Source organism: Nonomuraea sp. NPDC051941, from assembly GCF_044593615.1.
On record NZ_JBIUCF010000029.1, the window covers coordinates 1 to 11,742 of the forward strand.

General features: G+C 66.9%; 7 protein-coding genes. 3 read left to right on the forward strand and 4 right to left on the reverse strand.

The genetic code is table 11. The annotated features are described in order from the left end of the window. Positions 1-2,732 (forward strand): DNA-directed RNA polymerase subunit beta (rpoB, locus tag ACIHFD_RS38905; protein ID WP_397371239.1); only part of this gene is annotated, 2,732 nt, incomplete at its 5' end. 17 nt (positions 2,733-2,749) lie between these two features. Continuing rightward, positions 2,750-6,625, forward strand: coding sequence for a DNA-directed RNA polymerase subunit beta' (locus ACIHFD_RS38910; protein ID WP_397371240.1), 3,876 nt, complete (start codon positions 2,750-2,752; stop codon positions 6,623-6,625). Positions 6,626-6,894: 269 nt separating this feature from the next. Here ACIHFD_RS38910 and ACIHFD_RS38915 read toward each other — a convergent pair whose 3' ends face one another. The 4 genes from ACIHFD_RS38915 to ACIHFD_RS38930 are packed head-to-tail and all read right to left on the reverse strand — an operon-like array spanning position 6,895 to position 11,225. Next, positions 6,895-8,106 (reverse strand): coproporphyrinogen-III oxidase family protein, encoded by a 1,212-nt coding sequence (locus ACIHFD_RS38915; RefSeq protein WP_397371241.1) that lies wholly within the window; start codon positions 8,104-8,106, stop codon positions 6,895-6,897. Then, positions 8,103-9,266: a cytochrome P450 gene (locus tag ACIHFD_RS38920; RefSeq protein WP_397371242.1), complete on the reverse strand. Its 1,164-nt coding sequence runs from the start codon at positions 9,264-9,266 to the stop codon at positions 8,103-8,105. The genes ACIHFD_RS38915 and ACIHFD_RS38920 overlap by 4 nt, the downstream gene beginning before the upstream one ends. Further along, complete coding sequence (locus ACIHFD_RS38925; protein WP_397371243.1) at positions 9,263-10,483, reverse strand: cytochrome P450; 1,221 nt, start codon at positions 10,481-10,483, stop codon at positions 9,263-9,265. The genes ACIHFD_RS38920 and ACIHFD_RS38925 overlap by 4 nt, the downstream gene beginning before the upstream one ends. A 10-nt stretch (positions 10,484-10,493) precedes the next feature. Then, positions 10,494-11,225, reverse strand: coding sequence for a TetR/AcrR family transcriptional regulator (locus tag ACIHFD_RS38930; RefSeq protein ID WP_397371244.1), 732 nt, complete (start codon positions 11,223-11,225; stop codon positions 10,494-10,496). Positions 11,226-11,571: 346 nt separating this feature from the next. Between ACIHFD_RS38930 and ACIHFD_RS38935 the strand changes: the two genes are divergently transcribed. Beyond that, the gene (locus ACIHFD_RS38935; RefSeq protein ID WP_185070599.1) at positions 11,572-11,721 is read left to right on the forward strand and encodes a thiomuracin/GE37468 family thiazolyl RiPP peptide; all 150 of its coding nucleotides are present in this window, start codon (positions 11,572-11,574) and stop codon (positions 11,719-11,721) included. Positions 11,722-11,742: the final 21 nt, after the last annotated feature.

The window sequence follows — 11,742 nt, forward strand, 5'->3', positions numbered from 1 at the left end:
AGGACCACACGGCCGGCCAGGATGACGCGCTGCTGGACATCTACCGCAAGCTGCGGCCGGGTGAGCCGCCGACCAAGGAGTCGGCGCAGACCCTGCTGGAGAACCTCTATTTCAACCCCAAGCGGTACGACCTGGCCAAGGTCGGTCGTTACAAGATCAACAAGAAGCTCGGGGTCGACTCGGAGATCTCGCAGGGCACCCTGACCGAGGACGACATCGTCGCCACGATCGAGTACATCGTCCGCCTGCACGCGGGCGAGGAGTCGATGCCGGGTGCCAACGACCGCGAGATCATCGTCGAGGTCGACGACATCGACCACTTCGGCAACCGTCGTCTGCGCAGTGTCGGCGAGCTCATCCAGAACCAGGTCCGCCTGGGCCTGGCCCGCATGGAGCGCGTCGTTCGCGAGCGTATGACCACGCAGGACGTCGAGGCGATCACGCCGCAGACCCTGATCAACATCCGCCCGGTCGTGGCGTCGATCAAGGAGTTCTTCGGCACCTCGCAGCTGTCGCAGTTCATGGACCAGACCAACCCGCTGGCCGGCCTGACGCACAAGCGGCGTCTGTCCGCGCTGGGTCCCGGTGGTCTGTCCCGTGAGCGGGCCGGCTTCGAGGTCCGTGACGTGCACCCGTCCCACTACGGCCGGATGTGTCCGATCGAGACCCCTGAAGGCCCGAACATCGGCCTCATCGGCTCGCTGGCCTCCTACGGCCGGATCAACGCCTTCGGGTTCGTCGAGACGCCTTACCGCAAGGTCGTCGACGGCAAGGTCACCGAGCAGGTCGACTACCTCACGGCCGACGAGGAAGACCGCTACGTCAAGGCGCAGGCCAACACGGTGCTCAACGCCGACGGCTCGTTCGCCGAGCCTCGCGTCCTGGTCCGCACCAAGGGCGGTGAGACCGAGCTCATGCGGGCCGAGGAGGTCGACTACATCGACGTGTCGCCGCGCCAGATGGTGTCGGTGGCCACCGCGATGATCCCCTTCCTCGAGCATGACGACGCCAACCGCGCGCTCATGGGCTCCAACATGCAGAGGCAGTCCGTGCCGCTGCTGAAGAGCGAGTCGCCGCTGGTCGGCACCGGCATGGAATACCGTGCCGCGACCGACGCCGGCGACGTCATCAACGCCGAGAAGGCCGGTGTGGTCGAGGAGGTCTCCGCCGACTACATCACCGTCATGAACGACGACGGCACGCGCACCACCTACCGTGTCGCCAAGTTCAAGCGCTCCAACCAGGGCACCTCGTTCAACCAGAAGCCCATCGTCGCCGAGGGCGACCGGGTCGAGGTCAACCAGGTCATCGCCGACGGTCCCTGCACCGACCAGGGCGAGATGGCGCTGGGCAAGAACCTCCTGGTGGCGTTCATGCCGTGGGAGGGCCACAACTACGAAGACGCGATCATCCTGTCCCAGCGACTGGTGCAGGACGACGTGCTCTCCTCGATCCACATCGAGGAGCACGAGGTCGACGCCCGCGACACCAAGCTGGGCCCCGAGGAGATCACCCGGGACATCCCGAACGTCTCCGAGGAGGTCCTGGCCGACCTCGACGAGCGCGGCATCATCCGCATCGGCGCCGAGGTCGTCCCCGGTGACATCCTGGTCGGCAAGGTCACGCCCAAGGGTGAGACCGAGCTGACGCCGGAGGAGCGGCTGCTGCGCGCGATCTTCGGTGAGAAGGCCCGCGAAGTTCGTGACACTTCGCTGAAGGTGCCGCACGGCGAGCAGGGCAAGGTCATCGGCGTTCGGGTGTTCTCCCGCGAGGAGGGCGACGAGCTGCCGCCGGGCGTGAACGAGCTGGTCCGCGTCTACGTGGCCCAGAAGCGCAAGATCACCGACGGTGACAAGCTGGCCGGTCGGCACGGCAACAAGGGCGTCATCTCCAAGATCCTGCCCGTGGAGGACATGCCGTTCCTGGAGGACGGCACGCCGGTCGACATCATCCTCAACCCGCTGGGCGTGCCCGGCCGGATGAACGTCGGCCAGGTGCTGGAGACCCACCTGGGGTGGATCGCCGCCCGCGGCTGGGACATCTCCGGCGTCGCCGAGGCCTGGGCCGAGCGGCTGCGTGACAAGGGCTTCGAGAAGGTGGCCCCGCGCACCAACATGGCCACGCCGGTCTTCGACGGCGCCCACGAGGAGGAGATCGTCGGTCTCCTCGACAACACCATCGCCAACCGCGACGGTGACCGGATGGTGCAGCGCAGCGGCAAGGCGCAGCTGTTCGACGGCCGTTCCGGTGAGCCGTTCCCGTATCCCATCTCGGTCGGCTACATCTACATCCTCAAGCTGCTGCACCTGGTCGACGACAAGATCCACGCGCGTTCGACGGGTCCGTACTCGATGATCACCCAGCAGCCGCTGGGTGGTAAGGCGCAGTTCGGTGGTCAGCGATTCGGTGAGATGGAGGTGTGGGCGCTGGAGGCGTACGGCGCCGCCTACGCCCTGCAGGAGCTGCTGACCATCAAGTCCGACGACGTTCTCGGCCGGGTGAAGGTCTACGAGGCCATCGTCAAGGGCGAGAACATTCCCGAGCCGGGCATTCCGGAGTCCTTCAAGGTCCTCATCAAGGAAATGCAGTCGCTGTGCCTCAACGTCGAGGTGCTCTCCAGCGACGGCATGTCCATCGAGATGCGCGACACGGACGAGGACGTCTTCCGCGCGGCGGAAGAGCTCGGCATCGATCTGTCCCGGCGTGAGCCGAGCAGCGTGGAAGAAGTCTGAGGGGGAGATCGCACAAAATGCTGGACGTCAACTTCTTCGACGAGCTCAGGATCGGCCTCGCGACGGCCGACGACATCCGTCAGTGGTCGCACGGCGAGGTCAAGAAGCCCGAGACCATCAACTACCGCACCCTCAAGCCGGAAAAGGACGGGCTCTTCTGCGAGAAGATCTTCGGTCCGACCCGCGACTGGGAGTGCTACTGCGGCAAGTACAAGCGCGTCCGCTTCAAGGGCATCATCTGTGAGCGCTGTGGCGTCGAGGTGACTCGCGCCAAGGTGCGTCGTGAGCGGATGGGCCACATCGAGCTGGCCGCGCCGGTCACGCACATCTGGTACTTCAAGGGCGTCCCGTCGCGCCTCGGCTACCTGCTCGACCTGGCCCCGAAGGACCTGGAGAAGGTCATCTACTTCGCGGCCTACATGATCACGCATGTCGACACCGAGATGCGTGAGCGTGACCTGCCCTCGCTGGAGGCGAAGATCTCCGTCGAGCGGCAGCACATCGAGCAGCGCCGTGACGCCGACGTCGAGACCCGGCAGAAGAAGCTCGAGGCCGACCTGGCCGAGCTCGAGGCCGCCGGGGCCAAGGGCGACCAGCGCCGCAAGGTCCGCGAGGGCGCCGAGCGCGAGATGCGTCAGCTCCGCGACCGGGCCCAGCGCGAGCTGGACCGGCTCGACGAGGTCTGGAGCCGCTTCAAGAGCCTCAAGGTCCAGGACCTCGAGGGCGACGAGCTGCTCTACCGCGAGATGCGCGACCGCTTCGGCCGCTACTTCAAGGGCGGCATGGGCGCGCAGGCGATCCAGGACCGCCTGATCAGCTTCGACCTCGACGTCGAGTCTGAGAACCTGCGCGAGACGATCCGCAGCGGCAAGGGCCAGAAGAAGGCCCGCGCGCTCAAGCGGCTCAAGGTGGTGTCGGCGTTCCTCAACACCACCAACTCGCCGCGCGGCATGGTGCTCGACTGCATCCCGGTCATCCCGCCGGACCTGCGCCCGATGGTGCAGCTCGACGGTGGCCGGTTCGCGACCTCCGACCTCAACGACCTCTACCGCCGGGTCATCAACCGGAACAACCGCCTCAAGCGTCTGCTCGACCTCGGCGCGCCCGAGATCATCGTGAACAACGAGAAGCGGATGCTGCAGGAGGCCGTCGACGCGCTGTTCGACAACGGCCGTCGCGGTCGCCCGGTCACCGGTCCCGGCAACAGGCCGCTGAAGTCCCTGAGCGACATGCTCAAGGGTAAGCAGGGTCGTTTCCGTCAGAACCTGCTGGGCAAGCGAGTCGACTACTCCGGCCGTTCGGTCATCGTCGTCGGCCCGCAGCTCAAGCTGCACCAGTGCGGTCTGCCCAAGCAGATGGCGCTGGAGCTGTTCAAGCCGTTCGTGATGAAGCGGCTCGTGGACCTCAACCACGCGCAGAACATCAAGTCGGCCAAGCGGATGGTCGAGCGCGCCCGCCCCGTGGTGTGGGACGTGCTCGAAGAGGTCATCACCGAGCACCCGGTGCTGCTCAACCGCGCTCCGACGCTCCACCGTCTGGGCATCCAGGCGTTCGAGCCGCAGCTGGTCGAGGGCAAGGCCATCCAGATCCACCCGCTCGTCTGCACCGCGTTCAACGCGGACTTCGACGGCGACCAGATGGCCGTGCACCTGCCGCTGTCGGCTGAGGCCCAGGCCGAGGCACGCATCCTGATGCTCTCGACCAACAACATCCTCAAGCCGGCCGACGGCAAGCCCGTGACGATGCCCACCCAGGACATGGTCATCGGCCTCTACTGGCTGACCACCCAGAAGGAAGGCGCGATCGGCGAGGGCCGCGTGTTCGGCTCGATCGCCGAGGCGCAGATGGCCTTCGACCGCCGCGAGCTGGAGATTCAGGCGAAGATCCAGCTCCGGATGAAGGACATCCTGCCGCCGCGCGACTGGGTTGCGCCCGAGGGCTGGGAGCAGGGTGACCCGATCCGGCTGGAGACCACGTTCGGCCGGTGCCTGTTCAACCTGACGCTGCCCGACAGCTACCCGTTCGTCGACTTCCAGGTCGGCAAGAAGCAGCTGTCCACGATCGTGAACGAGCTGGCGGAGACCTACCCCAAGATCGAGGTCGCCGCTTCGCTCGACGCGCTCAAGGACGCCGGCTTCCGCTGGGCGACGCGCTCCGGTGTCACGATCTCGATCGAGGACGTCGTCGCGCCGCCGAACAAGACCGACATCATGGAAAACTACGAGCGCCGGGCCGACAAGGTCCAGCGGGAGTACGAGCGCGGTCTGATCACCGACGAGGAGCGCCGTCAGGAGCTCATCGAGATCTGGACGCACGCGACGGCCGACGTCGAGACCGACATGGTCAACGCCTTCCCGGCGACCAACCCGGTCTGGATGATGGTCAACTCCGGCGCCCGTGGTAACAAGATGCAGGTCCGGCAGATCGCCGGCATCCGTGGCCTGGTGTCCAACACCAAGGGTGAGACGATCCCGCGGCCGATCAAGGCCTCGTTCCGCGAGGGCCTGTCGGTGCTGGAGTACTTCATCTCCACCCACGGTCAGCGGAAGGGTCTGGCCGACACCGCCCTGCGTACCGCCGACTCGGGCTACCTGACCCGTCGTCTGGTGGACGTGGCGCAGGACGTCATCGTGCGCGAGATCGACTGCGGCACCGACCGCGCCGTCCCGCTGCACGTCGGCGAGCGCGACGCGTCGGGCAACCTGGTCAAGGCCGAGAACGCCGAGTCCAACGTGCACGGCCGCATCCTGGCCGAGGACGTCGAGGTCGACGGCAAGGTCATCGCGGCGGCGGGTGTCGACATCAACGACAACCACGTCACCGCGCTGGTCCAGGCCGGCATCGAGACCGTCCGCACCCGCAGCGCGCTCGTCTGCGAGGCCAAGATCGGTGTCTGCGCGACCTGCTACGGCCGCTCGCTGGCCACCGGCAAGCTCGTGGACGTCGGCGAGGCGGTCGGCATCATCGCCGCCCAGTCGATCGGTGAGCCTGGCACGCAGCTGACCATGCGTACGTTCCACACCGGTGGTGTGGCCGGCGCCGACATCACCCACGGTCTGCCCCGTGTCACGGAGCTGTTCGAGGCGCGCATCCCCAAGGGTGTCGCCCCGATCTCCGAGGCCGAGGGCCGGGCTCGCATCGACGAGACCGACAAGACCCGGAAGATCGTCATCACTCCGGACGACGGCTCGGAAGAGATCGCCTACCCGGTGTCGATGCGTTCGCGCCTGCTCGTGCAGGATGGTCAGCGGATCACGGTCGGGCAGCAGCTCGTCGCCGGTGCGGTCAACCCCAACGAGGTGCTGCGCATCCTCGGCCCGCGGGCCGTGCAGCTGCACCTCGTGGCGGAGGTCCAGCAGGTCTACCGGTCGCAGGGTGTGTCCATCCACGACAAGCACATCGAGATCATCGTGCGGCAGATGCTCAAGCGCGTGAACGTGCTCGAGTCCGGTGACACCGACCTGCTGCCCGGCGAGCTCGTGGAGCGGCCGCGCTTCGAGCTGATGAACCGCGAGACGGTGGCGGAGGGCGGCTCGCCGGCCGCCGGCCGTCCGGTCCTCATGGGCATCACCAAGGCGTCGCTGGCCACCGAGTCGTGGCTGTCGGCGGCCTCCTTCCAGGAGACGACCAGGGTGCTGACGGACGCGGCGATCCACGCCAAGTCCGACTCGCTGCTGGGCCTGAAGGAGAACGTCATCATCGGTAAGCTCATCCCGGCCGGCACGGGCATGCCCCAGTACCGGAACATCCGGGTGGAGCCGACCGAGGAGGCCAAGGCGGCCATGTACACCGTGGGTGGCTACGACGGCTCCGCCGCCGACTACACCTTCGGGACTGGCAGTGGCGAGGCGGTTCCGCTGGAGGAGTACGACTTCGGTCAGTACAACCGGTGATGTTCTTCTAGTCGCCGGGTGACGCGCCCGGGCTCCCGATTACGGGGGCCCGGGCGCGCTGCTTTCCGTGCCCGTTCGGTGTGGCGGGCTCAAGATCATCTGGTACGGCGGTGCACGGTGGGCGCCACTCGCCGTACGGGGCTGCTGGCCCTCCAGGAGACGGCCTCTGACCCTTCACCGGCTGACCGCCGCGACGGCGCCCGCTTGACCGGCTCCGTGGCTCCCAGCCCACCCACCGCACGTCCCGCACCGGTTGCGGTCGTGGGGGGTTATGTGGGTGAGGGAGTCAGGGGGATCACCTCGTTGGCAGTGGTGTCCGGGGTGGTGATCCAGTTGAGGGCGATGAAGATCTGGGCGATGTCGTCGCGGTGGAGGCGGATGCCGTTGCGGTCGACGATGACCCGGCCGTGCTCGTTCATGCGCTCCAGGTACGCCATCACCTCGGGGTCGGAGCAGGCCGTGCGGAGGGGGACGCCGGTGCGTTCCTGGTAGAGGCGGGCGTCCAGGCCCTCGGCGGTCGTCAGCGCCTGCGACAGGAAGTGGAGGGTGAGCTGTGGGGAGTGGGCCGGGGCGTTGACGTCGAAGGCCAGCGGGTTGGCGTTGTAGTGGGCCAGCTTGCCCTTCTCGTAGCTCAGGTAGCGGCGGCCGATCAGGGAGTTGGCGCCCGAGCCGAAGCCGATCCAGTCCGTCCGGAGCTGGTAGTACGCCTCGTCCGACTGGCAGCGTGGGTGGCCGAAGTAGGACATGGCGTATTCGGGGAAGCCTGCCCCTTCCAGCAGCTCCCTGGCGATGCCGTACGCCTGGAGCTGGAGGTTGAGGTCCAGCTGGGCGCCCCGGTGGACCTGCTTGCGCAGCACCGTGCCGGGGCTGGCCCGGTAGGGGTAGATCGAGAAGTGGTTGATGGGCAGGGTCAGGGCCGTACGGACCGAGTCGGCGACCTCCTGGCCGGTCTGCCCGGGGAAGCCGACGATCAGGTCGATGTTGATGTTGGTGAAGCCGGCCTCGTGGGCGTCCTGGACGGCGGTGAGGGCCTGGTCGGCGGCGTGGGCGCGGCCGAGGCGGCGCAGGCGCGCATCGTCGAAGGACTGGACGCCGATGCTGATCCGGTTGAAGCCGAGTCCGCGCAGGAGGCGTAGTTTGTCCCGGTCGAGGGATTCCGGGCTGCCCTCGATCGTGGCCTCCCTGACCGTGCTCAGGCCGAACTCGGCGGACAGCGTGCCGTACAGGGACTCGATTTCGTGAGGGCCGAGGATGCTGGCCGTGCCGCCGCCCCAGTAGACGATGTCGGGGTGGTAGTGCTCGCGCAAGGCGGGAGCCTGGACGCGGATCTGGGTCTTGATGGCCTCCAGGTACGCGACGCGGCCGGGGCTCTGCTCGCCGAGCCGCAGGTCGCGTACGGGGACCTGGACCACCCAGTCGCAGAAGTGGCACTTGGAGTTGCAGAAGGGGACGTTCGCGTAGATCAGCAGGGGCTTGGTCATGAGGAACCTCTCACGTGCATCTCCCTGACGCCGAAGATCTGGCTCTCGTAGAAGGAGCGCTTTTCGGGACGGAGCTCGGTGAAGCGGCTCAGCAGGCGCTCCAGCGCGATGCGGCCCTCCAGGCGCCCGAGCTGGGCGCCCAGGCAGAAGTGCACGCCGTGGCCGAACGCGAGCTGGCCGGTGAGCTGCCGGTCCAGGTCGAAGCGTTCGGGGTCGGCGAAGTGGCGTTCGTCGTGGTTGGCGGACAGGAGCCAGGCCATGACGAACCTGTTGGCCGGGATGGTCTCGCCGGCCACCCGTACGTCCTGCGTGGTCACCCTGCCCGCCTGCATGAACGGCGAGCGCAGGCGCATGCTCTCCTCCAGCGCCTGGGGGATGAGCGACATGTCAGCTCTTATCCGGTGGGTGGCCTCGGGGGTGTCCGCGAGGCAGAGCACGGTGTTGCCGATCAGCACGGTGGTGGTGACGTGTCCGGCCAGGAGGAGCAGGCTCGCGGTGTTGACGACCTGCTCCGCGTCGAGCCGCTCGCCGTCGATCTCGGCGTGGACGAGGCGGGTGAGCAGGTCGTCCCTGGGACGGGTACGGCGGTCCGCGCAGTGCTCGCGCAGGTAGTCGTTCATCTCCGCCATGGCCGCCGCCACCCGCCCGGCCAGCGACGGGTCGGCGAAGTCGGGCACCTGGAGCGACATGAGCCGGTCCGACCAGGTGCGGAACAGGTCGCGGTCGGACGGCGGGACGCCGAGCAGCTCGGCGACCACGGTGACGGGCAGGGGATAGGCCAGGCTCTCGACCAGGTCGAAGTCGGGGCCGGGCAGCGCGTCGAGGAGCTCGTCGGTGATCGCGGCGATGCGTGGTTCGAGGGCCGCGATGGAGCCCGGGGTGAAGGCCGCGGTGATCAGCCGGCGCTGGTGGCGGTGTTCGGGCGGGTCGATCATCGTGATGCCGCCCTGGCCGAACGGCTGCCGTCCCATCAGCCTGGTCCGGTCGGAGGAGAACCGCTCGTGGTCCGCCAGAACGGCGCGTACGTCGTCGTAGCGGAAGACGTGGTACATCCCATAGGAATCCCGCCAGACCGGATGCCTGTCGCGCATCTGGCGCAGCCAGGCGAACAGGGACGTCCCGCCGTCGGTGACCGACGGCGGTCCCACGGGGGCGGTCATCGCGGCGCCCGCTTGACGCGTACCGGCAGGCTCTTGACGCCGAACATGGGGTCCTCGTAGTACGACAGCTCCGCGTCAGGGTCGATCTCGACCTGCTCGAACCGGTCGAACACCAGGTCCAGCGCCACCTTCCCCTCCACCCTCGCCAGCGGCGCGCCCAGACAGAAGTGGATGCCGTGGCCGAAGGCGTACTGGCGGTTGGGCTGGCGACCGGGGTCGAGCCGGTACGGGTCGGGGAACTGGCGCTCGTCGTAGTTCGCGGACAGCAGCCAGTTGATGACCATGGAACCGGCCGGGATCGGCGTGCCGTCGATCTCGACGTCGGCCGTGGGGAGCCTGGCCGCCTGGGTGAGCGGCGGGCGCAGCCTGAGCACCTCCTCGAAGGCCGGTGCGATCAGCTCCCGGTCGGCCCGTACGGCGCTCTCCACGCCGGGCTCGTCACGGAAGCACAGGAACGCGTTCCCCAGCGCCATGGTGCTGGTGATCTGTCCGGCGAGCAGCAGCAGGCAGGAGGAGTTGACGATCTCGGCGTCGGTGAGCCGGTCGCCGTCCACCTCGGCCGCGACCAGCCGGCTGACCAGGTCGTCCTGCGGACGGGTACGGCGCTCGCGTACGTGGGTGAGGACGTATTCCCCCATTTCGCGCATGGCCTGGCCGACCATCCGCCCGATCTCGATGTCCCGCGGGTCTTCGACGTGCAGCGCGACCAGCCGATCGGCCCAGGTGCGGAACAGCTCGCGGTCGTGGATCGGGATGCCGAGCAGCTCGGCGATCACCATCACGGGCAGCGGGTGCGCGATCTTCTCGACCAGGTCGAACTCGTCCTCGTCGATCTCGTCCAGCAGCGCCGTGGTGAGCTCGGCGATCCGCGGCACCATGTCCGAGGACATTTTCGGGGTGAACGCCTGGCTGACGAGTTTGCGGAGCTTTCGGTGCTCCGGCGGGTCGGTGAGCATCAGGCTGCCCGCGCTGAACGGATCGCCGCCGGGCCGGAGCCGGTTGATGTCAGAGGAGAACGTCGCATAGTCCGACATCACCCGCTGTACGGCCGCATGCCGGAAAACGTGGAAGATGCCGAATGCGTCGCGCCAGACCGGTTGTTCGTCCCGCATCGTGCCGAGCCACTTGAGGAGGGTCTGGCCGCCGTCCTTGATACGCGGCCGGGAGTCGACCGGCATCGTCATCGTCGGGTCCGGCGGGACGTGTGTCTCGTTCACAATTGACTCCTCAGACGGAGGCGGCCAGGGGTTGGGGGATGAGTTTCGCCCGGTATTTCGCCGCGGCGCCGTCGAAGATCTCGACGGTACGGCGGGCGGGATCGGTCAGCTCTGCGGCCGGGACCTGGTCGGCAGGTTCGAAAGAGCTCCTGATGAGACCGGCCAGGCTGTCGGCGTGGGCCGCAAGATCGGGTCGCGCGCCGGCGATCTCGGCATGCAGATGAAGTTTGATGAAACCGGAAAGCAGGGCGTCGAGCGCGAAACTGTGGGACGGATCCCACATTCCGCTCTCGTGCAGCATCCGGAGATAATCGCGAAATGGCGTGAACGTGGTGAAGCGATAACACTGGAAGCCGAGCTGCGGATCGTCGCAGGCTCTTCCGATCGTTTCTTTGTCGTAGGTGTAGAGTGCTCGGAAGAGTGGATACTTGAACACGAGCGTGAACAGCTCGCGAGAGAACTCCGAGAGCTGCGCGACGGCAGGACGAAGCATCGCTATTCGCGAAATGTCCTGGCAGACTCCGACAATTTCCTGAATGACGAGCGTTCTTATGAGATCGTCTTTCGTGTCCCAGCTGAGATAGATGGTGCCCTTGCCGATGTCCGCCCGGCGGGCGATCTCGTCCATCGTCGTCCGCTTGTAGCCGGATCGCAGGAGCAGGCTCCTGGTGACATCCATCGTCCGGCGTACGCGATCGTCGCTGGTCCTGGCACCCGTGCTGCGCGTTGAGACAACGCTCATGGCTCGATGGCCCCTTCCCCGTAAGAGCTGGTGCGCATTAAGCCGGTATTCCCTACCGACTAGGGGGCTTTTCGTTTGAGATGTGCTCTGGGCCCGTCAGAGCTGGAGGTTTCGAAGATATTCGAAATGCCCCGATTTCAACAGTCAGGTTCCCCCTCCCTGACTGGCTGACCGATTTTCGATTTTAGTCAGACAGTTCGGATTCTTGACCGTGTTCCATATGTACACCTAGCGTCGGCGATGTCGCAAGGGTGTTCCTATACCAGGCGATGACCTCCGTGCGATGCACATCCGTGCGTTTGCCTGGAATGTCGATGGGGCGTTTACCCCCGGAAGGAGAGTCCGCATGGACCTCAGCGATCTGCCCATGGACGTCTTCGAACTCGCCGATGACGGTGTTGCGGTCGAGTCCCTTACTGCTGGTCACGGCATGACCGAAGTGGGAGCTTCGTGTAACTGCTTCTGCTACATCTGCTGCTCCTGCTCGAGCGCCTGACGCGGTACGCGGGCGCCGCTG

Excerpts from the sequence above, each read along its gene's own strand:
- ACIHFD_RS38910 (WP_397371240.1), top strand. The coding sequence starts at position 2,750 with ATGCTGGACGTCAACTTCTTCGACGAGCTCAGGATCGGCCTCGCGACG.
- ACIHFD_RS38915 (WP_397371241.1), bottom strand. The coding sequence starts at position 8,106 with ATGACCAAGCCCCTGCTGATCTACGCGAACGTCCCCTTCTGCAACTCC.
- ACIHFD_RS38920 (WP_397371242.1), bottom strand. The coding sequence starts at position 9,266 with ATGACCGCCCCCGTGGGACCGCCGTCGGTCACCGACGGCGGGACGTCC.
- ACIHFD_RS38930 (WP_397371244.1), bottom strand. The coding sequence starts at position 11,225 with ATGAGCGTTGTCTCAACGCGCAGCACGGGTGCCAGGACCAGCGACGAT.
- ACIHFD_RS38935 (WP_185070599.1), top strand. The coding sequence starts at position 11,572 with ATGGACCTCAGCGATCTGCCCATGGACGTCTTCGAACTCGCCGATGAC.